This is a genomic window from Stutzerimonas stutzeri (genome assembly GCF_002909485.1).
GTDB classification, from domain to species: domain Bacteria; phylum Pseudomonadota; class Gammaproteobacteria; order Pseudomonadales; family Pseudomonadaceae; genus Stutzerimonas; species Stutzerimonas stutzeri_AH.
This window is the reverse complement of sequence record NZ_PPXG01000004.1, coordinates 350,109-372,829: the sequence shown is the minus strand read 5'-3', so window position 1 is coordinate 372,829 and position 22,721 is coordinate 350,109. Positions and strand designations below refer to the sequence as shown.

General features: G+C 58.3%; 27 protein-coding genes and 2 pseudogenes. 19 read left to right on the top strand and 10 right to left on the bottom strand.

Translation table 11 applies throughout. The features are described 5' to 3' along the window. Positions 1–265: 265 nt before the first annotated feature. Positions 266–1,291 (bottom strand): CNNM domain-containing protein, encoded by a 1,026-nt coding sequence (locus CXK91_RS12095; protein WP_103456303.1) that lies wholly within the window; start codon positions 1,289–1,291, stop codon positions 266–268. 422 nt (positions 1,292–1,713) lie between these two features. Here CXK91_RS12095 and CXK91_RS12090 point away from each other — a divergent pair, with 422 nt between their 5' ends. Continuing rightward, complete coding sequence (locus CXK91_RS12090) at positions 1,714–2,163, top strand: DUF2231 domain-containing protein (RefSeq protein ID WP_256055793.1); 450 nt, start codon at positions 1,714–1,716, stop codon at positions 2,161–2,163. Further along, positions 2,160–3,452 (top strand): PQQ-dependent sugar dehydrogenase, encoded by a 1,293-nt coding sequence (locus CXK91_RS12085; protein WP_103456302.1) that lies wholly within the window; start codon positions 2,160–2,162, stop codon positions 3,450–3,452. Before CXK91_RS12090 ends, CXK91_RS12085 begins: the two co-directional genes overlap by 4 nt. Positions 3,453–3,555: 103 nt before the next feature. Here the strand turns inward: CXK91_RS12085 and CXK91_RS12080 are convergent, their stop codons facing one another. Continuing rightward, positions 3,556–4,107 carry an integron integrase gene (locus CXK91_RS12080; protein WP_103456301.1) on the bottom strand — a complete coding sequence of 184 codons (552 nt, stop codon included), beginning with the start codon at positions 4,105–4,107 and terminating at the stop codon, positions 3,556–3,558. A 158-nt stretch (positions 4,108–4,265) separates the two neighbouring features. On the opposite strand from CXK91_RS12080, the gene CXK91_RS12075 reads away from it, so the two are divergent. Both CXK91_RS12075 and CXK91_RS12070 read left to right on the top strand, forming a co-directional pair. After that, positions 4,266–4,886: a LysE family translocator gene (locus CXK91_RS12075; protein WP_103456300.1), complete on the top strand. Its 621-nt coding sequence runs from the start codon at positions 4,266–4,268 to the stop codon at positions 4,884–4,886. 94 nt (positions 4,887–4,980) lie between these two features. After that, the gene (locus tag CXK91_RS12070) at positions 4,981–5,778 is read left to right on the top strand and encodes a glucose 1-dehydrogenase (protein WP_256055792.1); all 798 of its coding nucleotides are present in this window, start codon (positions 4,981–4,983) and stop codon (positions 5,776–5,778) included. Positions 5,779–5,884: 106 nt separating this feature from the next. Here the strand turns inward: CXK91_RS12070 and CXK91_RS12065 are convergent. Next, positions 5,885–6,706, bottom strand: a pseudogene (locus tag CXK91_RS12065) (IS110-like element ISPst6 family transposase); the annotation flags it as partial. Between the two features lie 170 nt (positions 6,707–6,876). Between CXK91_RS12065 and CXK91_RS12060 the strand changes: the two are divergent. Next, on the top strand, positions 6,877–7,530 hold the full coding sequence (locus CXK91_RS12060) for a restriction endonuclease (protein WP_103456298.1): 654 nt from the start codon (positions 6,877–6,879) through the stop codon (positions 7,528–7,530). A gap of 320 nt (positions 7,531–7,850) precedes the next feature. Here CXK91_RS12060 and CXK91_RS22905 read toward each other — a convergent pair whose 3' ends face one another. Beyond that, positions 7,851–8,261 (bottom strand): transposase, encoded by a 411-nt coding sequence (locus CXK91_RS22905; RefSeq protein ID WP_423833875.1) that lies wholly within the window; start codon positions 8,259–8,261, stop codon positions 7,851–7,853. A 142-nt stretch (positions 8,262–8,403) separates the two neighbouring features. On the opposite strand from CXK91_RS22905, the gene CXK91_RS12050 reads away from it, so the two are divergent. The 7 genes and pseudogenes from CXK91_RS12050 to CXK91_RS12020 all read left to right on the top strand — a co-directional run bounded on the left by CXK91_RS12050 (position 8,404) and on the right by CXK91_RS12020 (position 11,951). Beyond that, positions 8,404–8,709, top strand: coding sequence for an NIPSNAP family protein (locus tag CXK91_RS12050; protein ID WP_103456297.1), 306 nt, complete (start codon positions 8,404–8,406; stop codon positions 8,707–8,709). Positions 8,710–8,780: 71 nt separating this feature from the next. Next, positions 8,781–9,220: pseudogene (locus CXK91_RS12045) on the top strand (NUDIX hydrolase). Positions 9,221–9,259: 39 nt separating this feature from the next. Beyond that, entirely contained in the window at positions 9,260–9,625 is a 366-nt protein-coding gene (locus CXK91_RS12040; RefSeq protein WP_219811497.1) for a DUF4087 domain-containing protein, read from the top strand. A gap of 121 nt (positions 9,626–9,746) precedes the next feature. Then, complete coding sequence (locus CXK91_RS12035; protein WP_103456296.1) at positions 9,747–10,127, top strand: lysozyme inhibitor LprI family protein; 381 nt, start codon at positions 9,747–9,749, stop codon at positions 10,125–10,127. Positions 10,128–10,238: 111 nt separating this feature from the next. Beyond that, positions 10,239–10,694: an NUDIX hydrolase gene (locus CXK91_RS12030; RefSeq protein WP_103456295.1), complete on the top strand. Its 456-nt coding sequence runs from the start codon at positions 10,239–10,241 to the stop codon at positions 10,692–10,694. 246 nt (positions 10,695–10,940) lie between these two features. Beyond that, positions 10,941–11,366 (top strand): VOC family protein, encoded by a 426-nt coding sequence (locus tag CXK91_RS12025; RefSeq protein WP_103456294.1) that lies wholly within the window; start codon positions 10,941–10,943, stop codon positions 11,364–11,366. Between the two features lie 126 nt (positions 11,367–11,492). Further along, complete coding sequence (locus CXK91_RS12020) at positions 11,493–11,951, top strand: hypothetical protein (RefSeq protein ID WP_103456293.1); 459 nt, start codon at positions 11,493–11,495, stop codon at positions 11,949–11,951. 42 nt (positions 11,952–11,993) lie between these two features. On the opposite strand, the gene CXK91_RS12015 is transcribed toward CXK91_RS12020, so the two are convergent. Then, the gene (locus tag CXK91_RS12015; RefSeq protein WP_103456292.1) at positions 11,994–12,452 is read right to left on the bottom strand and encodes a carboxymuconolactone decarboxylase family protein; all 459 of its coding nucleotides are present in this window, start codon (positions 12,450–12,452) and stop codon (positions 11,994–11,996) included. 94 nt (positions 12,453–12,546) lie between these two features. On the opposite strand from CXK91_RS12015, the gene CXK91_RS12010 reads away from it, so the two are divergent. Then, the gene (locus tag CXK91_RS12010) at positions 12,547–13,344 is read left to right on the top strand and encodes a helix-turn-helix transcriptional regulator (protein WP_103456291.1); all 798 of its coding nucleotides are present in this window, start codon (positions 12,547–12,549) and stop codon (positions 13,342–13,344) included. 95 nt (positions 13,345–13,439) lie between these two features. Here the strand turns inward: CXK91_RS12010 and CXK91_RS12005 are convergent, their stop codons facing one another. The 3 genes from CXK91_RS12005 to CXK91_RS11995 all read right to left on the bottom strand — a co-directional run bounded on the left by CXK91_RS12005 (position 13,440) and on the right by CXK91_RS11995 (position 15,802). Continuing rightward, on the bottom strand, positions 13,440–13,745 hold the full coding sequence (locus tag CXK91_RS12005; RefSeq protein ID WP_102824408.1) for an ArsR/SmtB family transcription factor: 306 nt from the start codon (positions 13,743–13,745) through the stop codon (positions 13,440–13,442). 88 nt (positions 13,746–13,833) lie between these two features. After that, entirely contained in the window at positions 13,834–14,958 is a 1,125-nt protein-coding gene (locus CXK91_RS12000; RefSeq protein ID WP_103456290.1) for an alkene reductase, read from the bottom strand. A gap of 259 nt (positions 14,959–15,217) precedes the next feature. Then, a complete protein-coding gene (locus CXK91_RS11995) occupies positions 15,218–15,802 on the bottom strand; it encodes a TetR/AcrR family transcriptional regulator (RefSeq protein ID WP_103456289.1) in 585 nt (194 codons plus the stop codon). A gap of 79 nt (positions 15,803–15,881) precedes the next feature. On the opposite strand from CXK91_RS11995, the gene CXK91_RS11990 reads away from it, so the two are divergent. The 3 genes from CXK91_RS11990 to CXK91_RS11980 all read left to right on the top strand — a co-directional run bounded on the left by CXK91_RS11990 (position 15,882) and on the right by CXK91_RS11980 (position 18,884). Then, positions 15,882–16,523 carry a glutathione S-transferase family protein gene (locus CXK91_RS11990; protein ID WP_103456288.1) on the top strand — a complete coding sequence of 214 codons (642 nt, stop codon included), beginning with the start codon at positions 15,882–15,884 and terminating at the stop codon, positions 16,521–16,523. Between the two features lie 97 nt (positions 16,524–16,620). Then, on the top strand, positions 16,621–17,610 hold the full coding sequence (locus tag CXK91_RS11985; protein WP_103456287.1) for a GlxA family transcriptional regulator: 990 nt from the start codon (positions 16,621–16,623) through the stop codon (positions 17,608–17,610). Between the two features lie 92 nt (positions 17,611–17,702). Beyond that, positions 17,703–18,884 carry an MFS transporter gene (locus CXK91_RS11980; RefSeq protein WP_103456286.1) on the top strand — a complete coding sequence of 394 codons (1,182 nt, stop codon included), beginning with the start codon at positions 17,703–17,705 and terminating at the stop codon, positions 18,882–18,884. 22 nt (positions 18,885–18,906) lie between these two features. Here the strand turns inward: CXK91_RS11980 and CXK91_RS11975 are convergent, their stop codons facing one another. Both CXK91_RS11975 and rutR read right to left on the bottom strand, forming a co-directional pair. Further along, the gene (locus CXK91_RS11975) at positions 18,907–19,281 is read right to left on the bottom strand and encodes a VOC family protein (RefSeq protein WP_103456285.1); all 375 of its coding nucleotides are present in this window, start codon (positions 19,279–19,281) and stop codon (positions 18,907–18,909) included. Positions 19,282–19,423: 142 nt separating this feature from the next. Then, positions 19,424–20,134: an HTH-type transcriptional regulator RutR gene (gene rutR / locus CXK91_RS11970; RefSeq protein WP_103456478.1), complete on the bottom strand. Its 711-nt coding sequence runs from the start codon at positions 20,132–20,134 to the stop codon at positions 19,424–19,426. 280 nt (positions 20,135–20,414) lie between these two features. On the opposite strand from rutR, the gene rutA reads away from it, so the two are divergent. The 3 genes from rutA to rutC all read left to right on the top strand — a co-directional run bounded on the left by rutA (position 20,415) and on the right by rutC (position 22,710). Then, the gene (gene rutA, locus CXK91_RS11965) at positions 20,415–21,497 is read left to right on the top strand and encodes a pyrimidine utilization protein A (protein WP_103456284.1); all 1,083 of its coding nucleotides are present in this window, start codon (positions 20,415–20,417) and stop codon (positions 21,495–21,497) included. Continuing rightward, positions 21,497–22,243: a pyrimidine utilization protein B gene (gene rutB / locus CXK91_RS11960; RefSeq protein ID WP_103456283.1), complete on the top strand. Its 747-nt coding sequence runs from the start codon at positions 21,497–21,499 to the stop codon at positions 22,241–22,243. The genes rutA and rutB overlap by 1 nt, the downstream gene beginning before the upstream one ends. A gap of 80 nt (positions 22,244–22,323) precedes the next feature. Then, complete coding sequence (gene rutC, locus CXK91_RS11955; protein ID WP_102832700.1) at positions 22,324–22,710, top strand: pyrimidine utilization protein C; 387 nt, start codon at positions 22,324–22,326, stop codon at positions 22,708–22,710. Positions 22,711–22,721: the final 11 nt, after the last annotated feature.

Sequence of the window (22,721 nt, the reverse complement as noted above, 5' to 3'; positions counted from 1 at the left end):
TTGACGAGGGCGAAACGGATCAAATGGTCCGGTTCGGAGCACTTGGTTTGTGCGTGAGGCACGAAAAGCGGGCGCAAAGAGGATGCTGCGGCGACACGCTGCGGTATCGCTGCCTCATGCATATGGATTGGGGATGCCGACTTAGTCGCCGAATCGCTGCAGGATGCAACTGCGAATGAAGGTAGCCGGCAACACTGTCGCGGCCAAGCCTTACTGGCAGCCAAGCCGCTAGGGTTGCTGACACCTAGCAGCTGGGCAAAAGTAATCAGTTGTCGCGGGCGCTCTTGATCCGGTGGTCCCAGCGACGCTTGGCAAAACGACGCATGTTCGGGATGTCATCCGTCTCGTCCATGATCGGTTTACCGATAATGGTTTCCATGATGTCTTCCATCGTAACCAAGCCACGCCAGCTGCCGAACTCGTCATACACGAGACACATGTGCTGGCGCTCATGCATAAGCTGCGTCATCAGGTTTTCCACACTCGCCGTCTCAGGGGTCACCTTCAGCGGCTTCATGATGGACGAAACCGGCGCGTCGTTGTCTTCGGCCGCCAACGCGTCGTAGCGGAATATGACCCCCATGGGAGTTTCATCTTCACCGATCACGGGGTAGCGCGAGTACTGGCTGTCTGCAACCTTCTCCTTGAATGTCCCGATGGTGGCATCTGGCGCGGTGTAATCACATACCGTGCGTGGCGTCATGATGTCGCGAACCTTGATCTCGTGCAGATCGAGAATGTTGCTGATAACGCGTTGCTCATCTTCGTCGAGGCACTTCGTTTCGCGGCCGAGGATGGTCAGCGCCTTTATTTCCTGGCGAATGTCATGCTCCGGTTCCTTGCCGCCGAACATCCGCATCATCAAGTCAGACAGCATGATGAAAGGCTTGAGCAACATAATCATGGCGCCCAGAAGAGGCGGCAGGTAAGGCGCAATCGACCGCCAGTAGCGAGCACCGATGGTCTTAGGAAGAATCTCGGAGAGCACCAGAATCAAGATGGTCATGATCGCGGAGGCAATCCCGACATAGCCGTTCCCGAACACTACAGTCACCTGCGCACCCACTCCGGTAGCACCTACCGTGTGCGCAACGGTGTTGAGCGTCAGAATGGCGGCGAGCGGCTGATCGACCTTATCTTTCAGCACTTTGAGCCGTTCGTAGAGTTTCGGTTTGGAGGTTTTCTGGTGGGCGATGAAGCTGGGTGTTAGCGAGAGCAACGCGGCTTCCAGAATCGAGCAGATGAAGGAAACCAGAATGGATAAGACAGCAAACGCTATCAGGAGGGTCATGAGCAAAGAGTATCGTTACTGAGGGCCTACCAATTTACAGCAACGCCGCAAAACATCGACGAAGGGCGCGGGTGGACCTGCAACATTTCATTTCCTCATCTCGCTGATTCTGACAATCGATTTGCGTCAAAATTGACGAAAAATACCGCAGTTCTAGTTCACCTACCGAAGCCAATCCGCTGACTTACGCGGCACTTGCGGTATTCGATGTCCTCCGTCATCTCGCTCAGACGTGCCCCTGCACACTTCGAACCTCGCCGTCATGCATCGCAAACAGCCCGCGTGATAAACGCCAAAGTGAACTAACAGGCGTAAGTCACGATCCCCTTTTAAGCACAGTCAGTCAGTCAGACCGAGCCGGATCGCCCAGCGCAACCGCGCCGAGCATGAGGTCATGGGTCGTAAGCGATGAGGACTCCTTCGTGACCGTTATCACCCGCAGCACGCAAACCACCACCCATAGCATCTCCCGCCACGTCCCAAACCCACTGCATGCGACATTGCTGGCCGGCACGGTCCCTCTGTACCTCGGCGCCATGCTCAGCGACATCGCCTACTTCAAGACTTACGAGATTCAATGGAGCAATTTTGCCGCGTGGCTGATTGCCGGAGGGCTGGTCTTCTGCGGCCTGGCACTGCTGTTCGCTGTAGTGAACCTGCTCCGCGCCCATTACAAAAAAGGGCGGCCACTGATGTACTTTCTGCTTCTTTTGGCGACCTGGGTCCTGGGGTTCATAAATGCCCTGGAGCACGCCAAGGACGCCTGGGCGACCATGCCGCTGGGCCTGGTGCTGTCGGTGATCGTCACGGTCTTGGCCTGTGCGGCGACGTGGATTGGCCTGAGCAACCTGCGTGACGGAGGTGAGGCATGAAGCATTCCAGCGCACTGACCGCCCTGACCATGGCCGTACTGCTGAGCGCATGCGGCGGCGAGCAGGATGCCTCGCAGCATTACGGCACCAACCCCAAGCTGCCCGAACCGGAGCGAGGCCTGCTGCCCAGCATGAAGATCGCCGAGCCCACACCCTGGGGCGATCAAGTGCCCACTGTGCCGGAGAACTTCAGTGTGACCGCGATCGCCACCGATCTGAAGATCCCCCGCCAGACCCTGGTGCTGCCCAACGGCGACATCCTTGTCGCCGAGGGCCGCGGCGGCAACGCGGCTAAGCTCAAGCCGAAGGACGTCATCGCCGGTTATCTCAAGGCCAAGGGCAACACCTCGGTAGAAAGCGGCAACCGCCTGACCCTGCTGCGCGATGCGGACGGTGACGGCACCTACGAGCTGCAGACCGTATTCGCCGAAGACCTCAACGCGCCGTATGGGCTGGCCTTCCACGACGGCAATCTGTATGTCGCCAACCAGGACGAACTCGTTCGCTTCGACTATCAGGACGGCCAGACCGAGGCCAGCGGCCCGCCAACCAAAGTGGCGGACCTGCCGTCGGAGATCAACCACCACTGGACCAAGGCCCTGACCATCAGCCCGGACGGCCAGTACCTGTATGTCGGCATCGGCTCCAACAGCAACATCACCGAGCGTGGTATGGAAGCCGAGGTCGACCGGGCCATGGTCTGGCAGGTCAACGCCGAAACCGGCGCCTACAAACCCTACGCCACCGGCCTGCGCAACCCCACCGCAATGGCGATACAGCCGGAAACCGGCCAGTTGTGGACGGTAGTCAACGAACGCGACGAACTTGGCGAAGACCTGGTGCCGGACTACCTGACGTCGGTTAAGGAAGGCGGCTTCTACGGCTGGCCCTACGCTTACTGGGGCCAGAACGTCGATGACCGCGTGCGCCCACTGGACAAGGACAAGGTCGCTGCCAGCATCACGCCGGACTACGCCCTGGGCTCGCACGTCGCCGCGCTTGGCCTGGACTTTTCGTCGGACGTGATGGGCGAACAGTTCGCCGAAGGCGTGTTCATCGGTGAGCATGGCAGCTGGAACCGCAAGGAACCGGTCGGCTACAAGGTGATCTTCGTACCCTTCCGCGACGGTCGCCCCGCCGGTGAGCCGATCGACTTCGCCACGGGCTTTCGCACCGACGACGGCAAGACACGCGGTCGCCCGGTCGGCGTGACCGTCGACCCGCGCGGCGCGCTGATCGTCGCCGATGACCTAGCCAATGTGGTGTGGCGGGTGACGCGTAATCAGTAAGTTTTACTGAACACCGTCGCAGGCAACGATCCGCATGATCGTAGTCTGCGACGGTGCCGCTAGCCCGCAACCGCCATGCTCGCGTCTTTCAGCAAACAGCGGGTCACATACGATCGAGCGGACTCAGCACCGCCAAGCCGCCCCGGTTGAGCACATGGGTGTAAATCATGGTCGTCTTGACGTCCGCATGCCCCAGTAATTCCTGCACCGTGCGTATGTCCTGCCCGCTTTCCAGCAAGTGCGTAGCGAAGCTGTGTCGCAATGTATGAGGCGTTGCAGGCTTGGCTATGCCGGTCGCGTTGAGCGCTCGCTTGAATGCGCGCTGTATACGCTTTTCATCGAAATGATGCCGACGCACCGCCTGGCTGCGTGGGTCGACCGAAAGACCTGAGGCCGGGAATACATACTGCCAAGCCCACTCCCAAGGCGCCCGTGGGTATTTGCGAGAAAGGGCATCAGGCAGATAGACGTCCCCCCTCCCCTCCGCCAACTCCTGCTGGTGCATAAGCCGAACCCGGGCAAGGTGCTGCTTGAGGGGCGCGACCAACGTCGCCGGCAATACTGTGACGCGGTCCTTCTGGCCTTTACCGTCTCTAATAATGATGTTTGAGCCTAATCTGCTCCCGCACCTGATCCAACAGTCGCGGCTTCTCATCCATGGTGTATAACTCCCTTATACAATCATCACGCCCTTGAGAGGCCCAGCCTTGACAAGGAAAGCCCAGACGACAAGGAATGTTTACACCACGCCCGCTGGGCGTCTTATACACCAATTGGTGTCTAATTATAGTTAGTTAAAAAGGAGAATCAGTTGTGTCGCTAATAACAATTTTATTGTTCATACCAGCATGCTTTGCTCTGAACATGGCACCCGGGCCAAATAATCTGCTGTCAATGGCCAATGCGAAGCGCTACGGCGTCAGAGTCGCCTGTTATGCTGGGATTGGTCGCCTTGTTGCATTCGTGGGGATGATTACTCTGGCAGCAACTGGGCTTGCGACTGTGCTATACACATCAGAAAAGTTATTCTTCATCATAAAGATTGTCGGTGGGCTTTATCTGCTTTGGATTGCGTTTCAATTGTGGACTGCAGATCCTTCTGACAGTGGTGACGAGGCACTCGGAGAGAGTAGCTTGCTCCAATTGGGGCGGCAAGAGTTTCTTCTGGCAGCTGGAAACCCAAAGGCTATCTTGATTTTTACAGCTTTTCTCCCTCAGTTTGTTGACCCCACTGGCTCTGTAGGATTTCAGTTCCTAGTTCTAGGTGTTCTGTTCTTGATGCTTGAATGGGTAGCGATAGCTGGGTATGCATTTTTTGGGAAAGCATTGCGGCATTGGTTCTCTCGACCTTCGATGCGTCGTGTGTTCAACCGGATTTGCTCGGGGCTACTTGGCAGTGCTGGTATTGGGCTTCTACTAGCTCGTCGTGAATGAACTAACAAAGCAATTAAATTCGTTCCCTGCGGTCGCCGGACGCTCGTTCCTCGCGCCGTTTATTGCGGGCGTTAGACATTAAGAGGACCGAATTTTGAGACTCGAAGGAAAAGTTGCTTTAGTCACCGGTGCTGCCAAAGGCATTGGTGAGTCGATTGCTCGTCATTTTGCAGCAGAAGGTGCTTTTGTTTATATGACGGATATTGATCAGAATAAGGGGCAGCAAGTAGCGTTATCCCTTGGTCAATCTGCTTGCTTTGCTTTGTTGGATGTTCGTGATGAAACCGCCTGGCAAACGCTTACTAGTGAAATAATCGACGCACACGGCCGCCTTGATATTGTCGTTAACAATGCTGGTATTACAGGATTTGAAGAAGGCTTCGTTCCGCATGATCCAGAGAACGCAACCTTAGACGCTTGGCGCAAGGTACATGAGACAAACCTCGATGGTGTCTTTCTAGGGTGTAAATACGCTATTAAAGCCATGCGTGCCACGGGCAAGGGCTCCATTGTAAATATATCATCGCGCTCTGGCATAGTCGGTATTCCAACTGCCGCAGCCTATGCTTCTAGCAAAGCAGGTGTGCGGAATCATACTAAAAGTGTAGCCTTGTACTGCGCGCAGCAGAATTTGAATGTACGCTGTAATTCAATTCACCCTGCCGCAATTCTGACGCCTATGTGGGAACCGATGCTGGGTAATGGGCCAGAGCGTGAGGCTAGTATGGCCGCTTTTGTTCAAAATACACCGCTTAGGCGTTTTGGTTTGCCCGAGGAAGTAGCCTGTGTTGCTGTTATGTTGGCTTCAGATGAATCGGGCTATTTGACAGGAACGGAGATAAACATTGATGGTGGCATTCTCGCGGGTTCAGCAGGAGCACCTGCGAAATAATGTCTAACAAAACGCAGCACGCGCTCCCTGCGGTCGCTGGGACGTCAACCCGCTGCGCGGCTCGTCGCCCGTGTGCTTTGCGTTAGGCGCTTTATGAAGTCCTTCGCAGCAAGGTGCGCACGTAGACGTTGCCCTTACAGCTGATTCGCCCTAGGCGTCGCCGCTCGCCACTGCTGTATTCGCTGGGCGTCATGCCCAGCCAGGCGCTTAGGTGTCGGCCACTGGCGAAGCGCTCGGGCTTGCCGACTGCAGTTTTAAAGGCACTCGCGGTCAGCAGGCCGATGCCACTGACTTCGTCGAGCTTACGGACTATCTCGTCATCGGCATGCCAGCGTGCCAATTGTTCTTCGCACTCGCGCATCGACTGTTCATAGAGGTTGATCTCAGCCAGTACCACTTGCAGCGCCCCACGCAGTGCACGCACTTCAGGCCGTTCGATCAGTTCGCACGCTTGGCGCAGAAATGGCTTGATGCCGTTCGGTGTTTCAACCCCAGCCTCACGCAGGATGCCGCGCAACAGGTTGATGCGTTGCACGCGGGACTTCTTCCAACCCTCGCGCAACTTATGCAGCTGTTGGACTTGCTGCTGTTGCACACTTTTGACCGGCACCGGGCGAATATCCTGGCAGCGCGCTGCTTCCAGAATGGCGTCGCAATCGTTGCGGTCGGTCTTATTGCGCCGCCGATACGGGCGCACGTAACGAGGGTGCAAGAGCACGACGCGATGGCCTTTCTCCTGCATTAATCGCCCCCAATGGTGAGCCGTGCCACAGGCTTCCATCACCCACTCGACAGGCTCGATCTGCTCCTGTACATATCGCGCAAATGCCCCGGCATCGAGCCGCTTGCGCCGATCCACCCGGCCGACCTGGACACTCTCGGCAACCTGGTAAACGGACTTGGCCAAATCAATCGCTATGCGTTTCATCGCACCTCTCCCAGCGAACAGTCACCACGGTGTTATAGAAGAAACGTGGTGCGGGGAGAGTCCATTACAGCCTTCAAATCGTTCGCTTCGCTCACTGGGACGGGCTAAAGCCCGCCCCTTAACCAAACGTTATGCAAGGCTGTCTCAAATTCGGCATCAGGAATTAAAGTATGTACCTAGACTTCTCTGAAATCCCTTCAGGGGATGATTTTGAAAACTTCTCAAAAATCTTCCTTGAGAATATCGGATATAGAATCCTAGTTAAACCTGCGGTGGGGCATGATGGCGGGCGCGACATAATTGCCGAGCAGCCAGGAAATTTTGGAGTAGGTGGTTACAGATGGCTGGTCAGCTGTAAGCATTTTTCAAGAAGCGGCAGGTCAGTAGGAATAAAAGACGACGAAGCCAATATCAACAAGCTCAAAGAGCACAACTGCCACGGATTCATGTTTTTGTATTCAACAAATTATACTGAAGACCTTAGAGCCTCAATAGAAAGAGCGTGTAACTACGCAAGGTGCGATTACATTATTTTCAATGGGCATGACATAGCGCACAGAATGCTCGCTTCCCCCCACCAATATCCATTAATCCAGCAGTACCTGCCAGAAACTCATCAAAGATTAGTTGGCGCTATTGGATCTGGGGTGAATTGCTGCGAATATGCTGATGACATGGAAGGCTTTTATTTGTTCTACACAAAAAACGATCTTACAAATCAAGTAGAAGTCATGACCCTAGGTCAGTGCTGCATTGGCCCCTATGCAAATCACTACGATGAAAATCGATTACCTTATGGCTATGTATTTGTACCGAGAACATAACAGCCTATATGGACTCTCCCCACAAGCAGTGAGGATTAGCTTTTTTCGATCCTGTCGTCAGCGCGGTTGCATTCGTATATCCGGCCTGTTCTGGGCATTGCCCTGGCCATCCTGTAGTTCGCGCAGCGGGGGCCAAGCGTTCAAGCGATCGCGAAGATCATCATTGTTATCGGCCTTGTTCCGCTGCAGGACTCGCCTGTTCCGACAGTCTCGCTTCTCACCACAACCACTAGAAACACCTTTCTGATTTACCCCCGCCATCAGGCGGGCTTTGTGCTGCGCCAGTTACCGCTGAACCGTCGTTCATGGCACCAAACCGCCTAGCAGATCCTCACCAGTTTGTTTGCCAGCGCCACCGCGGCCTTGTTGTGGCCGATGCGTTCGGCGGTTTGCAGCGCCCAACTTTGCAACTGGGTCAGGCGCTCCGGTGTTCGCGCCTTGCAGCGCTTGGCTGCCAGTAGCGCCGCTCGTGCACCATGAATCAGCAAGGTGCGCACGTAGACGTTGCCCTTACAGCTGATTCGACCGAGTCGCCGCCGCTCACCACTGCTGTATTCGCTGGGCGTCATGCCCAGCCAGGCGCTTAGGTGGCGGCCACTGGCGAAGCGATCGGCTTGATCACGCATGCGGCCCCAGAATTGAGCGACTTCGCACCGACCTACCTGGCCGACCAGGAGCCTTTCGGCAACCTGAAAAATGGACTTCGCCAAATCAACCGCTATACGCTTCATCGCACCTCTCCCAAACAGTCGCCGCAGTGCTATAGAAGAACGTGATGCAGAGAGAGTCCATACGGCTTCCAAGCTGCTCACCTCGCTCCGGGTTAGAGCTTAAGCAGCTCTAGAACAATTTTTAGCTATACAGGGGAACGCTATGGTTACTTGCCATATCAGATACATAATAGACCCATATAAATTCAAGGAATTTGAGCATTACGGAAAAATGTGGATTCCTTTGGTTGAGAAATTTGGTGGAAGTCACCACGGTTACTTCCTTCCATCAGAGGGCGCAAATAACGTTGCCCTTGCCATGTTTACATTCTCAAGCTTGGCGGACCATGAACAATATCGAGAAAAATCGTTTCAAGACGCAGACTGTATAGCTGCCTTCAAATATGCCGAAGAAACAAAATGCATAGTCAGCTACGAGCGAACATTCTTCAGGCCCGTCCTTGGCTAAGAGCCTTTACAAGTCCCCGACGTTCTACTAGGGGCAAAAAACGCTCCTTTGCCGATGGATTGGACAACACAATGAAACCAACAAAATCCTGCCCTGTAGTTATTCGCAACAACGCACAACTACAAATACTTGCATTTGTGCACCCATTGCTGGCCGTCAGTTAGTAAAAGGCACCATTGAATCAGGCGAAAGTGCTGATGAAGCAGCCATACGTGAGCTCGCGGAAGAGGCAGGTATTCTAGAAGCAAAAAACGTGTCTAATTTAGGGCTATGGAAATCAGGGTATCAGGAGCAAGTCTGGTCATTTCATCTCTGTGAAGTTGACCAAGAAATGCCTGATGAATGGGTTCATCAGGCATCCGATGACGGTGGGCATGACTTCAAATTTTTTTGGTACCCTCTCGCGCAACCAGCCAACTCACAGTGGCACGAAGTTTTTCAGGGAGCCTTGGATTTCATTCGCACCGTTCTAGCAAGCGGCTCAAACCATTCGCTTCGCTCACCGAAGTGAGCGAAGCGCCCCACTATATTTATTATTAAGGAAACACAAGTGCGCCACTTGCTCTTGATGCTGCTTATTGCAACACCCATTAGTGCCATGTCCGCTGAAAAACGCTGCGGCTGGCTAGAAAATCCCACTCCGGGAAATCTATGGCTAATTGACGCTGATGCCGAATGGATAATTTCAACCCAAGGCATTGGGTGTGCTGATGAAGCGTCAATGGATCACATGCCAAAAATTGACGATAAAGAATTTGTTCGCACAAATGGGTATTACGGATTTTCATGTGTTTGCCTAAGCGTAAAAACAGACAAAGCGAGATCCAAGATAATGAAGGTTTATAGCGGGCAGCAGTTGCTTTTGAAGCAATGCTTGGAAGACCCAAACCTCTATAATAAGATTCCTACAAGGTAGCTCAAAAAGGCACTCAAGTCGCTTTTCGCTCAGCAGGTGGCATCCACAAGACGCGGCTGGGCCAATTCTTAACTCTACGCTCGTATTAGGTTTAGCTTTGAAAGCAATATATTTTCTATTCATGTTAATCCCCACAGTAGCTTTTGGCACTGAGAATAGCGATGACCCATGCAATGCCCAAGGAGGTGGAGTTACCGCAGGCTATCTATGCGTAGCCCAAAAAAATAAAGCTGCTGACGATCAGCTGAATATCGAATACAAAAAAGCCATTAAAAGAACCGAAGAAGAAGAGCGTGCCTTACGCGAAACGTGGCCAAGCACTGAGATAGTTAGCTTATTTCGCTCTGCCCAAAGAGCTTGGCTAAAATTCAGAGATGCCGAGTGCGAATACACGGGAATATCTTCCACCCCATCTCCTTGGCGGGGCGTTCAGGTAGAAGAATGCAAGCTACGCATGACCATTGAGCGTACAGACTATTTCAAAGGTGTTCACTCAGGCTAGTTCAACTATAACTGGTTCAAGCCGCTCACTTCGCCTACCTAAACGGATTAATCCCTCCTGAAGCAAATGTTGGGCTAAATAACATCAACCTCCACAAGATAACGAGAAAACGTGCAAATCAGAAAATGTTCCAGATTGTTCATCCTAGATAGCGATGGCCGACTTTTATTATTTTTATACAAGGACGAACATCAAGCGCCTTTCTGGGCGACCGCTGGCGGCGAACTTAAGACTGGCGAGAGCTACGCTGACGCTGCGGCAAGAGAACTATATGAGGAAACGGGGCTTACCTTGAAGATTGGCAGCCTTCTGAAGGAGCGAGATGAAGTGTATGCCGTCGCACGGTCAACCCCTGCACGCTGGCTAGAAAAATATTACCTTGTGGAGTGCCCGCCAAATACAGACATATTCGCGGCGGAATGGACAGACGAAGAAAAAAGCACCATTCAAAAATGGAAGTGGTGGGACATTGCCGAAATCCAGAATGAGGATACCGCCGCATTCAAGCCGGAGTGGTTGCCTGACCTGCTAAGCGCTGTTTTAAGTGAACGTAAGAAAAGAATTTAAAAGGTTAGAGCCCGCCAAAACCAAAATGCCACTCACGGGCCAGGCACATGACAAACGAGTATTGCATCCAAATGCCGGCGACAAATAGGCGAGCGCCTCAGTAGCTCCATCGAGCCACGCAATAGGTACGCGACTTCCGCGCAACTGCATTCGGGCTATGCCGATTACTTGCTGGGTTGCCGTCACGTTCGGAACACCCGGTTACGCAACCGGTCTTTACCTACTCACCACAGCTGGACCTTCTGCATGCTGCGCTCGATCCACCACGCCGCGATCATCTGCTCGGACTATGCCGTCTCGAAGCGCTTCTATACCGAAACGTTGGGCCTCGTGGTGATCGCCGAGCATTACCGGGAAACACGGCAGTCCTACAAGCTCGACCTGGCCTTGCCGGACGGCGGGCAGATCGAGTTGTTCTCCTTTCCCGACGCCCCGCCTCGCCCCTCGCGGCCGGAGGCGCAGGGGTTGCGGCATCTGGCGTTTGCCGTGGATGACGTCGCTGCTTGCAAGACCGCGCTGGAGGCGAAGGGCATCGCGGTTGAGCCGATTCGCATGGATGAGTACACCGGGCGCCACTTCACTTTTTTTGCCGATCCTGACGGCCTGCCGCTGGAGCTTTACGAGCGAGAGCCGGACGCCCGGATGGACCACAGGAGCGATCCAGTCCGCTGATCCAAACGGGCTGAATCACGGCCGTGACGACTTGGCACTCGCGCAGGCTTGTTTCCCGACGCGACGATCCGCTAGGGTGCGGCCCACTGAACGGCATCGGGGCACCGCAGATTGATCAAAACAGGGATGTTGGCGCTGGGTTTAGCCCTGGCGCTATCGGCACAGGCGGCCGAGCGGCAGGTCTATCTGGTGGCCACGGTGCAGCTGGATGGCTCCAGCTTGGCGCAGAGCATCTTTCTTCACGAGCCGCAGATCACCGAGCTGCAAGGCTGCCTCGACGCGGTGCGCGACGGCCAGAGCAAGCGTGACTGGCTCCTGTACCGACACATCTTCCGCCGCGACCGCTTCAAGGGCTTCTCCGGCCATATCCGCTACCAATGCGGCTACAGCGAGCAGCGCTTCAGCAGCTGGCACGACGGCCCGCGCTACAACAAGCCGTACCTGATTGGTGTGAACGACAACGCTGAGCTCAGGGTGGTGCGCACGCCCAGCCAAGCGCAGTGCACGACCCAGCTGCGCGCGCTGCCGGCCGCACGGCAGGCGCAGAGCTTCTGTGCCATGGGCAATCAGGAACTCCAGCCCTGAACCGGAACCGCCCGACCAACAGGTCAGGCGGAACGGAATGCATCAGCCCGGCTGGTAGCTGCCCGGCACAGGCGCGAAGGACACGCCGAAGCGATTCCAGGCGTTGATGGTGGCGATCGCCAGCGTCAGGTTGGCGAGCTGGGCTTCGGAAAACTGTTCGCGCGCCTCCTCGAACAGCTGCTGCGACACGCCCTGAGGCAACAGGGTGTTGGCCTCTGCCCAGGCCAGGGCGGCGCGTTCGCGGTCGCTGAAAAACGGGGTTTCGCGCCAGGCACTCAGGGCATAGATGCGCTGCTCGGTTTCGCCCAGGGCGCGGGCGTCCTTGGTGTGCATGTCGAGACAGTAGGCGCACCCGTTGATCTGCGAGACGCGGATCTTGACCAGCTCCATCAGCGGTTTGTCGACGCCATCCTCGCGGCGGCTCTGCCGCGCCAGGTAGGTTTCCAGCCCTATCATTGCCGTCATTACATCGGGGGCGGCAGCCTGGTAGTTCATGCGCATGGTGGTCACTCCTCGGTTTGAATGTGCAGCCAAGGCTACGCAGCCGCCACGCTGCGCTATTGTAGATTTTCGACATCTTCGAACGTCGCCCGCTATGACCGCCCTGCACGAACGATTGCCACGTATTGAAGGCTTCCTGAGCCGCCCGCCGACGCCCGCCCTGGCGCTTTATGTTCAGCGTTTCTGGTGGCTGGAGGGTGACGCCGCCACGGCGTATGACGAGCAGATGCTGCATCCGGACGGCGCCTGCGGCGTCATCTTCAATTTCGCCGACCCACTGGCCTTCGATGGCCATCTGCACAATCCGCGTGCACTGATCGCCGGGCCGCAGCTTGTGAGTTCGCGGTTGCAACTGGCGGGGCCGGTAAGGCTGATGGGCGTGCGCTTTCGTCCTGGGATGGGCGCGGCGTTCTTTGGCGTCAGCCTGGATGAGCTGGCCGGCTTCCACGGTGCCGACTGGCAGCGGCTGGGCTTCGCCGCAATGGTCGACCAATTGGCCGAGTTGAGCCGCGAGGCGCAGCAGCGGCTGGTGGAGCAGGAGTTGATGAGGCGTTTGCAGGCGACGCAGGAGCGACGCTCACCGGTGCAACAGCTACTGTCGCAGATCACTGCGACCCAGGGCCGGCAGCGTCTGGCTGATCTGCTACAGACGGTGCCACTCGGGCAACGCCAGCTGGAGCGCCTGTTTCGCTATCAGGTGGGCCTGACGCCCAAGCAGTTCAGCCGTATTCAGCGTGTCGCGCTGGTTCGTCAGCACCTGCAACAGGGCGAGCCGCTGCTGGATACCGCGCTTACTTGCGGCTACAGCGACCAAGCGCACTTCATTCATGACTTCAAGACGGTGGTCGGCATGACGCCGGGGCAGTATCGGGCGAGCAGGATAAGGCGATAACGGCCGTAAGCCCTGGGCCAGCGTGTCACCACCTGCGGGAAGGGATCGGCCGGGGTGGCCCTGAACGCGAAACGCTCAAGGCTCTGCTAGCCCGCTCAGATGGCTTTGCTGAGCGCTTCGAGCAACTGGGCGACCTTCTCTTCGTTTCGCTTGTAGTAGGTCCAGGGACCGATACGCTGCGACGTCACCAACTGCGCGCGCTGCAGCGCCGCCAGGTAGTTCGAGACGGTGGACTGTGACAACCCCACACGCTCCTGGATGATGCTGACGCACACACCCAGCTGTTCGGGATCAGCTTCCTGCTCGGGAAAGTTGGTCTTCGGGTCCTTCAGCAGGGTAAGGATGGCCAGGCGTGTGGGGTTATCCAGGGCCTTCAGCGCTTCACTAATGTCTATGCTCATATCCGCGGCAGGTAATGGGTTTTCGCGATCTTACGATACTTTGTCGGTGCAGGCTGCGCGCACTCCACGGGAGCGCACGCATGCCGACTCAGTGCGAGTACGCCGGGTAGTCGATGTAACCTTGCTCGGTGCCGCCATACATGCTGCTGGCATCCAGCGGGTTCATCGGCCAACCGTTGGCGATACGCGCCGGCAAGTCGGGGTTGGCAATGAAAGGACGGCCGAAGGCGATCAAATCCGCCCAACCGGCCTCAACTGCCGCAGCGGCGCGCTCGGGGGTGTATTTGCCCGCATAGATGATCGTACCGCTGAACGCCGCGCGAACTGCCTCGCGGAAACTGCCAGGCAACTCGGGCGCGGTGTCCCAATCGGCCTCCGCCAGTGATACGTAAGCCACGCCGATGGCTTGCAGAATCTTCACCGCTTCGATGTAGGTCTCATGCGGGTCTTGTTCCACGAGGCCAAGGTAGACGCGCTCCTCATCAGTACTGGCGAACAGCGGCGCAAAGCGAACGCCCATGCGCTCGGCACCTATGGCATCGGCTATCGCCTGGACCACTTCGCGCAGGAAGCGCAGCCGGTTCTGCAGCGAGCCACCGTATTCGTCAGTCCTGCGATTGGTGTGAGCGGAGATGAACTGGTTGACCAGATAGCCATTGGCGCAGTGAATTTCGATGCCATCAAAGCCTGCCTCCATCGCGTTGCGCGCGGCCTGGGCATAGAGCTGCACCAGCTCTTTGACTTCGGCATTGGACAGTGCCCGCGGCATCGAAGGCTCAGCCAGCGCACCCTCGCCGGGCGCCGTCTCGATAAAGACTTTGACGTTGGTTGCCGGGATGGCCGACGGCGCAACAGGTTGCTCACCGCCGGGTTGCAGCGACGTGTGCGAAACACGGCCGACATGCCACAGCTGGGCGAAAATCACGCCGCCCTCGTCATGCACCGCCTGGGTGATGGCCTTCCAGCCCTCAACCTGCTCAGGGCTGTGAATTCCAGGCGTCCAGGCATAGCCCTGCCCACGCGGCTCGATCTGAATGCCTTCCGTCACCATGAAACCCGCACTGGCTCGTTGCCGGTAGTAGGTCGCCATTAGCGCGTTTGGAATATTGCCTGGCTGAGAACTGCGCGAGCGTGTCAACGGAGGTAACACGATGCGGTTACGTAGCTTGAAAGAGCCAAGCGAGCTGGGAGTGAAGAGTGCTGTATGATTCATAGCGTAATATTTAGATATCGTGATTTATAGATATTTAAGACCGAGGCTACCTCACCACAATGTGAGTACCGCCCCGTGAGGGCTGTGCAGTCCGGTAATCCAGTCCTGCCGAGCGGATGATCCTCGGCCTAATATCGGCAAATGTCAATATCCAGATACAACCATGCTAGACATAGGCGTCCAAAGCCATTTTGGGGACAGGCGCTCGGCAACGGCTGCTTGTCTGGACGGTAGCGATTACAGAGGCCGAAAGCGCGCGTTATCCCCAATGTTCGGACGTGGCCAAGTGCTGCTGCGCAAGCAGGTCATAACAGTCTGACCGGCAGGCGGCAAGAATCTCTTCAGACAGATCTGGTTCTTCCACAGCGCGCGCCAATACCAACCCGCCAATGAGCGCAACGACCATTTGCAGAATCTGCGTGCGTTCACTTGTCGGTGAAGCCTGTTGCAGTCGGGCGATAAAGTTCTGCAGGGCCGTGCTGTAGACCTGTCGAATCTCAGGCTCTCGCTGGGTGACATCTGCAGCCATAAAAGCCAGTGGGCACCTCATCGACTCACCGGTTGCATGTGAACGCTGAAGATAACCTTCCACTAGCGCTCCCAATCCCCCTTCACCCAACTCCTGCAGGCGCGCACCGCCGGCACTCGCGGCATATCGAATCGCCTGCGCATAGAGATCGGCTTTTGTTTGAAAGTGGCTGTAGAACGCGCCCCGCGTCAGGCCCGCGTCGGCCATAAGATCGTCGATGCATACCTGCTCGTACCCCTTATCGGCGAATAAGCGTGAGGCGCTTTCCAGAATGCGGGATCGAGTGCGGTCGCGTTGATCGGTGGGCCAAGGCATAAGTGATCCTTCAGTCTATGTTCTTGAACATAGAGTGCCAGCCAGCAGAATTCCAGCTCCCCAACCAGAGCGACTCATCATGGATCTGCATATTTTCGGCCCTGGCTTTAGCACCCTGGTCCGTAGCGTTCGGCTTTACTGCGAGGAGAAAGGGCTGACGTATACATATGGGATGCACCTGAACGGCTTTCCGGTCAGCTGGCGCAGCGAGGCTCACAGGGCTCTGCACCCTTTCGGAAAGGTCCCTGTTCTGCTGCACGGCAGCACTGCGATATTTGAAACCATGGCAATCTTTCGCTATCTCGATGCGGCGCATCCGGAGCGCTCGCCAACACACGCACCGGCCACCCAGATGCTCCTAGAACAATGGTCGAGCGCCTTGGTTACCTCCGTCGACGCATCGCTGGTTCGAAACTACATTCTGCCTATTGTCGGGCCAAACCAATCCACACCAATCGATGCGAAAACTCTGGAGGTCGCCCGGCTGGAGGCAGAACGCACGTTATCGATACTCGACGCACAACTGGGCGAGCGCGCGTTTTTTTGTGCAGAACACTGGAGCATCGCGGATGCGTTGCTGACACCCATGCTCGACTACCTGACTCTCATCACCGAACCTGCAAACCTACTCAGCCAATGGCCGCGGCTGCGCGATTATCTAGGGCGGATGCGAACACGGCCGTCTAGTTGCCCTGTCCTGCAAAGCACTCCGGCTGGCTAAGGCAGGACCGGAGGTGGCAAGATCCGTGGGAACCTTGTCATTGTGACAACGCCCGAGCCGCCGCACACTGCATGCATCTTCCCGCAGAGGTGCACCCATGGACGCCATTCGCACCATCGCTTGCCTTGTTTATCCAGATGTCATGAGCCTGGACGTCACCGGTCCGCTGCAGGTATTTGCCTCGGCCAATGTGGAGCGGCAGCGGCAGGGCTGGCCGGCTGCTTACGAGCTCCTTCTGCTTGGTGAGGCGCCAGGCGCCGTTGCCACTTCGGCGGGGTTCAAGTTGGTCGCCGATGCAGCCTGGCCCGAGATCGATCCTGGATCGTTGGATACCCTGCTGGTTCCGGGTGGCCTTGGCGTCACCGCGCAGATGCACAACGGGCCCCTGCTGGATTGGCTTAGAGCCGCCGAGCAACGGGTGCGGCGGCTGGGATCGGTGTGTTCCGGCGCGTTGATCCTCGCCGAAGCTGGGCTGTTCGACGGGCGCAGGGCGACCACCCACTGGGCAGACCTCGAAGCCCTTGGCGAGTACGCAGGCGTAGAGGTGCATGGCGACAGTCTGCATACCTTTGACCCGGCTGATTCTGCTGCGGCGCATCTGTTCAGCTCGGCTGGCGTCACGGCGGGCATCGACTTGGCGCTGGCCCTAGTGGAGGCGGATCTAGGCCGTGCGCTGGCCCTCTCGGTTGCCCAGCGGCTGGTGATGTTTCTGCGCAGGCCCGGCGGGCAGACGCAGTTCAGCCCGATGCTCGCAGCGCCCAGCAGCGCGGTAGGCCGCCTGACCGCGCTGCTCGAGTGGCTGCCAGCTCATCTGAGTGACGATCTTTCCATCGAAGCCCTGGCCGAGCATGCGCACATGACGCCACGCACCTTGTGCCGGCTGTTCAATCAGGAAGTCGGCATGGGGCCGGGCCGCTATATCGAGCGGCTGCGCCTGGAAGCCGCGCGCAGCTTGCTGTTGAGCGCCGAAGCCTCGATCACAACGGTGGCACGGCTGACCGGTTTCGGGCATCCGGAGAACCTGCGGCGCAGCTTTCAGAAGCACCTGTCGGTAAGCCCACGGGACTTCTCACAGCGCTTCGGCTGAGCCCGACGCGCCACACCTTTCGCTCACAGCAGGCCCTTGGCACATCGCCGGGCACAGCTGTGCCTGTTTTCCAGCGTCGCGAGGCGATCTTCATGCATCTACTTTTCCGCAACCCCCAGGTGTTTCGCTTGTTCATGGCTCAGGCGCTGTTCTGGTCCTGTTCGATGACCGGCATCATCCTCACTTCGATCGTCGGCCTGCGCTTGGCACCCTTCGCGAGCCTGGCGTCTTTGCCGCTTGCGGTGCTGATGCTTGGCGGCCTGCTCGCTCTGCAGCCGATCGCCTGGCTCATGCAGCGCCATGGACGCAAAGTTGGCTTTCTGTTCGGCGCGCTGGCCGGTGTGCTTGGCGGGCTGATGAGCGCGCTATCGCTGTGGCTCGACAGCTTCACCCTGCTCTGCCTCGGCTCCTTGCTGATCGGCGGTTATCAGGCATCGGCCATGTACTACCGTTTTGCGGCGATGGAGGCAGTGAGCGAAGCCTTCAAGGGCCGCGCCACGGCCTGTGTGATCGGCGGTGGCGTAGTCGCCGCGCTGGTCGCCCCTTCGCTCGGCAATGCCGCTCGCGGACTGATCGATACACCCTTCGCGGGCGCCTATCTGCTGATCGCTGCGCTGGCAGCAGTGGGTGTAGCGGTACTTTCCGGCCTCAGCACGACTGGCACGGCAAGCGCATCACCGAGCGCACCGTCGCGGGTGTCGTGGCGAGAACTGCTTTCTCGGCCGACCATCAGGGCCGCGGTGCTGACCACCGCCGCCGGTCACGGGTTGATGATTCTGGTGATGAACGCAACGCCTTTGGCGATGCATGGCGAGGGGATGGATCTACAGGCCAGCGGCCAGGTGATCCAGTGGCACATGCTCGGGATGTTCCTTCCGGCCTTCGTCGCCGGGCCACTGGTAGATCGGCTGGGCAGTCGCATGGTGGCCTGCGTGGGCGGTGGCCTGCTGATCGCAAGCGCAGTCGTCGCCCTGCTTGGCGTCAGCCACTGGCACTTCATGGTCAGCAGCTGCCTACTCGGTATCGGTTGGAACCTCATGCTTGTCGCCGGCTCGACGCAGTTGGGACAGGGCCATGCGTTGGATGAGCGCGCACGGGCGCAAGGCTTGATGGAGCTGAGTAACGGCAGCGTCGCGGCGGTGATGTCGTTCGCCTCCGGCGCGCTGATCGCGCACGCGGGCTGGGCGGCGGTGAATATCGGGCTGCTGCCGATCGTGACGCTGGTGGTGATGGTGCAGATCGCGCAGGGGTATCGGCAGCGGCAGATGGCTTGAATGAGCCCGGCACTTCGCGTGTTCAGAGCGTAGCTCGTTCGGAAACCAGATGGATGATATTGGCGGGGCTCGATATCCAGAAAGCCCTGAACCCTTCCGGCAGGGGTTCGATTTCATCCCGCCGAGCGCAGTCGTGCCGCTCAAGGTGGGCGGCGGCGCCTTCCAGGTCATCCGTAACGACCTCCAACCATATCTCCGCCTGGCTGATGCCTGGCACGCAATCCAGCCAGAGCACCTTGTCGCCAAAATCGAAGCGCGGCGTATGCTCGCCTTCAGCGCCTGCAGGGGTGAGTTCTTTCAGTGCGAGCATCTCGCGGTAGAACGCGACGGTGTGTTGGTACTCGTGGGCAGGTACCTTCATCGCGATGTTTCGGCCGGGCTGGAATGTCGGTTTCATCGTTTCACTCCGTGGGGGCGCTGACCGGAGGGTGACTTACCCAAGGCGCCCCGGCCCGCGCGTGGGTTGATCAGCCAGTACAGACAGCAGAGGCCAATCGTGCAAGCCAAGGAGCGGGCGCTATCGGTTCCGACCTAATGCCTCAACGTGGCCTCACCCCATTGAGTATCAGCGATTGCAAGCTCTTGAGCGTTTCCTCGAAGAACGCCGGATCATCCAGCGTCTTGCCGGCCACCGCCTCGACCTGCACGCGGAAGTCGGCGTAGTGCTGGGTGGTCGCCCAGAGCGAGAAGATCAGGTGATGCGGCGCGATGGGTGCGAGCTTGCCGGCGTCGATCCAGGCCTGGATCACGGCGACCTTGTTCTCGACCAGGTCATGCAGCGGCTGCTGTAGCTCGCCCAGTAGCAATGGCGCGCCCTGCATGATCTCCATGCAGAACAGCCGCGATTCGGCGGGATGGTCGCGGGAGAGTTCGAGCTTGACCCGCAGGTATTCGCTGATCGCCTCGACTGGGTCCTGCTCAACGCTGAATGCTTGCAGCGGCTGCAACCAGACCTCCAGCAGCTGCCGCAGGACGTTGGTGTACAGCTCTTCCTTGTTGCCGAAGTAGTACAGCAGGTTGGTCTTGGAGACGTCTGCCTGGGTCGCCACCTGATCGAGGCTGGTGCCGTGCAGGCCGAAGCGGGAGAACAGCTCGAGCGCGGCCTGGAGGATGCTGGTGCGCTTGCTTTCGATCATGCGCAGGCGGCGGTCCTGGGCGCTGGCGCTTGGTACGCGGGTTGCACCCTTGAGCCGAGGGGTCTTGCTGGCAGTGAGGCGCTTGCGGGGCGGAACGGGAGGCTGATCTGTCACGGGATTACCGGATGGGTTCGTACGAGCCGCTACTGTAGCGCGGTGAGCGTGTGGCGCACGAGCAACGAAGAAAAGCAGCGCTTGCACGATCTTCGTGCGTCGCGCACAAACCAGGTGCTCCGATTCAGACCAAATGGTCCACATTACACCACCTAGATAACTCATCTCCTTGATTAAAAAGCAAAATAAGATTCTGGCCTGCATCCTGCTAATGCACTTGCGACCCTGCCCGTCACGTTCGGGCAGCGCTTTCTAGCCATTGCGTACAGAGGTGCTACCCATGGATGTTGGTGTTTTCATTCCGATCGGCAACAACGGCTGGCTCATTTCCGAAAATGCGCCGCAGTACATGCCGACCTTTGAACTGAACAAGGCCATCGTGCAGAAGGCCGAGGGCTACGGCTTCGATTTCGCGCTGTCGATGATCAAGCTGCGTGGCTTCGGCGGTAAGACCGAGTTCTGGGAGCACAACCTGGAATCCTTCACGCTGATGGCGGGCCTGGCCGCGGTCACCAGCAAGATCCAGCTGTTCGCGACTGCCGCAACGCTCACCCTGCCGCCGGCCATCGTCGCGCGCATGGCCTCGACCATCGACTCGATCTCGGGCGGGCGCTTTGGCGTGAATCTCGTCACCGGCTGGCAGAAGCCGGAATACAGCCAGATGGGCATGTGGCCGGGCGACGAATTCTTCGGCACGCGCTACCAGTATCTCGGAGAGTACGCCCAGGTGCTGCGCGACCTCTGGGCCACCGGGCGTAGCGACTTCAAGGGCGAGCACTTCCAGATGGAGGACTGCCGCGTCAGCCCGAAACCCCAGGCGGACATGAAGATCATCTGCGCTGGCTCCTCGGACGCCGGCATGGCCTTCTCGGCGCAGTACGCCGATTACAACTTCTGCTTCGGCAAGGGCGTGAACACCCCCACCGCCTTCGCCCCGGCCACCGAGCGGCTGCTCAAGGCCACTGAGAAGACTGGCCGCCACGTCACCTCCTGTGTGCTGTTCATGGTGATCGCCGACGAAACCGACGAAGCCGCCCGCGCCAAGTGGGAGCACTACAAGGCCGGCGCCGATGAGGAAGCCATCGCCTGGCTTGGCGAGCAGGGTGCCGCCGACAAGGGCGCCGACAGCAACATCCGGCAGATGGCCGACCCGACTTCGGCAGTGAACATCAACATGGGCACGCTGGTGGGTTCCTACGCCAACGTGGCAAGGATGCTCGATGAGATCGCCACCGTACCCGGTATGCAGGGCGTGATGCTGACCTTCGATGACTTCCTCGAGGGCGTCGAAGCCTTCGGCCAGAAGATCCAGCCGCTGATGCAGAGCCGCCGGCACGTCACCGTGCTAAAGGAATCGGCCTGATGAACGCCGTCGAACAGATCTCCGGCTACGGCCTGAGCGCAACGGACGAACCTGTGCAACTGCCGGCACGACCCGAGCCGCTGGCGATGAAGGCGAGCGAAACCGCGCTGATCGTGGTGGACATGCAGAACGCCTACGCCAGCCGCGGCGGCTATCTCGACCTGGCAGGTTTCGATGTTTCGGCGACCCAGCCGGTGATCGAGAAGATCCGCCAGGCACTGGGCGCAGCCCGCGCCGCCGGCATGCAGGTGATCTTTCTGCAGAACGGCTGGGACAACGGGTACGTCGAGGCGGGCGGGCCGGGTTCGCCCAATTGGCACAAGTCCAATGCGCTGAAGACCATGCGCAAGCGTCCGGAACTGGCCGGCTCGCTGCTGGCCAAGGGCGGTTGGGATTACGCGCTGGTGGATGAGCTGGCGCCGCAGACCGGCGACATCCTGGTGCCCAAGCCGCGCTACAGCGGTTTCTTCAATTCGCAGCTGGACAGCACCCTGCGTGCCCGTGGCATCCGCAACCTGGCGTTCACCGGGATCGCCACCAACGTGTGCGTGGAATCGACGCTGCGCGACGGCTTCCACCTGGAATATTTCGGTGTGGTGCTGGCCGATGCCACCCACCAGGCCGGGCCGGAATTCGCCCAGCAGGCGGCGCTGTACAACATCGAAACGTTCTTCGGCTGGGTGTCCAGCGTCGACGCCTTCTGCCAGACCTTCGCGACCGCACCTGAAGTGGCGGTCGCCAGCTGATTTACACCCCAGTGCCCGACCGCGACGCCCGCAGAGGTGCCCGCCGGGTTCGCCTGAATGCCTTGCAAGGAATCAACGACATGCCCAAGCAATCCATCATCCCCGCCGGCTCCGGCAAACCGCTCGCCCCCTACGTGCCCGGCTCCATGGCCGATGGCGTGGTCTACGTCTCCGGCACCCTGCCCTTCGACAAGGACAACAACGTGGTCCACGTCGGCGACGCCGCCGCGCAGACCCGCCATGTGCTGGAAACCATCAAGGGCGTCGTCGAAGCCGCCGGCGGCAGCATGGACGACGTCACCTTCAACATGATCATGCTCACCGACTGGGCCAACTACGCCAAGGTCAACGAGGTGTACGCCGAGTTCTTCCCCGGCGAGAAGCCCGCGCGCTACTGCATTCAATGCGGGCTGGTAAAGCCCGATGCGCTGATCGAGATCGCCAGCATCGCCCACGTCGGCCAATAGCGCCTGCAGGG

Excerpts from the sequence above, each read along its gene's own strand:
- CXK91_RS11980 (WP_103456286.1), top strand. The coding sequence starts at position 17,703 with ATGCATCTACTTTTCCGCAACCCCCAGGTGTTTCGCTTGTTCATGGCT.
- CXK91_RS12010 (WP_103456291.1), top strand. The coding sequence starts at position 12,547 with ATGACCGCCCTGCACGAACGATTGCCACGTATTGAAGGCTTCCTGAGC.
- CXK91_RS12060 (WP_103456298.1), top strand. The coding sequence starts at position 6,877 with ATGTACCTAGACTTCTCTGAAATCCCTTCAGGGGATGATTTTGAAAAC.
- CXK91_RS11975 (WP_103456285.1), bottom strand. The coding sequence starts at position 19,281 with ATGAAACCGACATTCCAGCCCGGCCGAAACATCGCGATGAAGGTACCT.
- CXK91_RS12050 (WP_103456297.1), top strand. The coding sequence starts at position 8,404 with ATGGTTACTTGCCATATCAGATACATAATAGACCCATATAAATTCAAG.
- CXK91_RS12015 (WP_103456292.1), bottom strand. The coding sequence starts at position 12,452 with ATGCGCATGAACTACCAGGCTGCCGCCCCCGATGTAATGACGGCAATG.
- CXK91_RS11985 (WP_103456287.1), top strand. The coding sequence starts at position 16,621 with ATGGACGCCATTCGCACCATCGCTTGCCTTGTTTATCCAGATGTCATG.
- CXK91_RS12080 (WP_103456301.1), bottom strand. The coding sequence starts at position 4,107 with ATGAGAAGCCGCGACTGTTGGATCAGGTGCGGGAGCAGATTAGGCTCA.
- CXK91_RS11995 (WP_103456289.1), bottom strand. The coding sequence starts at position 15,802 with ATGCCTTGGCCCACCGATCAACGCGACCGCACTCGATCCCGCATTCTG.
- CXK91_RS22905 (WP_423833875.1), bottom strand. The coding sequence starts at position 8,261 with ATGAAGCGTATAGCGGTTGATTTGGCGAAGTCCATTTTTCAGGTTGCC.
- CXK91_RS12095 (WP_103456303.1), bottom strand. The coding sequence starts at position 1,291 with ATGACCCTCCTGATAGCGTTTGCTGTCTTATCCATTCTGGTTTCCTTC.
- CXK91_RS12000 (WP_103456290.1), bottom strand. The coding sequence starts at position 14,958 with ATGAATCATACAGCACTCTTCACTCCCAGCTCGCTTGGCTCTTTCAAG.
- CXK91_RS11990 (WP_103456288.1), top strand. The coding sequence starts at position 15,882 with ATGGATCTGCATATTTTCGGCCCTGGCTTTAGCACCCTGGTCCGTAGC.
- rutB (WP_103456283.1), top strand. The coding sequence starts at position 21,497 with ATGAACGCCGTCGAACAGATCTCCGGCTACGGCCTGAGCGCAACGGAC.
- rutA (WP_103456284.1), top strand. The coding sequence starts at position 20,415 with ATGGATGTTGGTGTTTTCATTCCGATCGGCAACAACGGCTGGCTCATT.
- CXK91_RS12005 (WP_102824408.1), bottom strand. The coding sequence starts at position 13,745 with ATGAGCATAGACATTAGTGAAGCGCTGAAGGCCCTGGATAACCCCACA.
- rutC (WP_102832700.1), top strand. The coding sequence starts at position 22,324 with ATGCCCAAGCAATCCATCATCCCCGCCGGCTCCGGCAAACCGCTCGCC.
- CXK91_RS12025 (WP_103456294.1), top strand. The coding sequence starts at position 10,941 with ATGCTGCGCTCGATCCACCACGCCGCGATCATCTGCTCGGACTATGCC.
- CXK91_RS12035 (WP_103456296.1), top strand. The coding sequence starts at position 9,747 with ATGTTAATCCCCACAGTAGCTTTTGGCACTGAGAATAGCGATGACCCA.
- CXK91_RS12085 (WP_103456302.1), top strand. The coding sequence starts at position 2,160 with ATGAAGCATTCCAGCGCACTGACCGCCCTGACCATGGCCGTACTGCTG.
- CXK91_RS12020 (WP_103456293.1), top strand. The coding sequence starts at position 11,493 with ATGTTGGCGCTGGGTTTAGCCCTGGCGCTATCGGCACAGGCGGCCGAG.